The sequence below is a fragment of the Streptacidiphilus monticola genome (genome assembly GCF_042658505.1).
Taxonomy (GTDB): Bacteria; Actinomycetota; Actinomycetes; order Streptomycetales; family Streptomycetaceae; genus Streptacidiphilus; species Streptacidiphilus monticola.
In genome coordinates this window covers 1-1,104 of record NZ_JBHSQJ010000217.1, presented here as the reverse complement: position 1 = coordinate 1,104, position 1,104 = coordinate 1, and the positions used below count along the sequence as shown (strand labels likewise).

Genomic DNA, 1,104 nt, shown 5'->3' with positions numbered 1-1,104 from the left:
CCGGTGGTGACGTCCCAGTGGGCGAGGATGTCGGCGGCGGGGAGGGTGAAGTCGAGTGCGGTGGTCTGGCCGGGGGCGAGGCGGACCTTGCGGTAGGCGGCGAGGCGCAGTCGGGGGGCGTGGTAGCGGGCGTCGAGGTGGCGGGTGTAGAGCTGGACGGTTTCGATGCCGGGGCGGGGGCCGGTGTTGGTGACGGTGAGGGTGGCGGTGATCTCGCCGTCCTGGGGCAGCTCGGTGGTGGCGAGTTTGAGTTCGTCGTAGGTGAAGGTGGTGTAGGACAGGCCGTGGCCGAAGGGGTAGAGGGGTGCGGCGTGGTGGTACTGGTAGGTCCAGCCGGCCTTGATGATGTCGTAGTCCAGCCGGTGCGGGAGGGGGTCGTCGCCGCGGTACCAGGTCTGCGGGAGGCGTCCGCAGGCGTCGGCGTCGCCGTGCAGGACGGTGGCCAGGGCGCGGCCGGTCTCCTGGCCGGCGTGGGAGGTCCACACGATCGCGGGCACGTGGGCGTCGGCCCAGTCCAGGGCGTAGGGGTAGCTGGACATGACGACCAGGACGGTGTCGGGTCGGGCGGCGGTGACCTCGCGCAGCAGCCGCTCCTGCGTGGGGGGGAGGTTGAGTGAGGCGCGGTCCTGGGTCTCGCGGCCGTTGATGTGCGGGTCGTTGCCGAGCACGACCACCGCCACCTCCGCTGCCCGGGCCGCGGCCACCGCGTCGGCGACGCCGTCGCGCACCACGACGCGGGTGAACCGCAGCGCGTCCTGCGGGGTTTCGGCGGTCATGGTCAGTTCGCCGGTGTCCGGATCGAGCCGCGCGTAGCGTCTGGTGAGGATGTTGCGCAGCAACTCGCTTCCGTCCGGGGCGGGTTCGAGGTGGAAGGTCTCGTGGACGTCCCATTCGCCGGGCTGGTCGCGGTCGGCGGTGACGCGCTGGTCGGTGTCGCGCAGTGAGGCGTAGCGGCCGGTGGCCACCGAGCGCAGGGTGAGCACGCCCAGGTCCCAGTCGAAGAGGTCGAACTGGGCGGCCGGGTCCGCGTCCTGGGCGTCGGCCAGGACGAGGAGGCCGTCCTCGCCCACGGCGGTGACCGCGCGGCCGTCACCGGTGCGCAGC

General features: G+C 72.7%; 1 protein-coding gene. It reads right to left on the bottom strand.

Features of this window, described 5'->3' with window-relative positions; translation table 11 throughout:
* Positions 1-1,104, bottom strand: a 1,104-nt coding sequence (locus ACFP3V_RS31410) for a glycoside hydrolase family 3 C-terminal domain-containing protein (RefSeq protein WP_380591121.1), incomplete at both ends; no start/stop codon positions are given.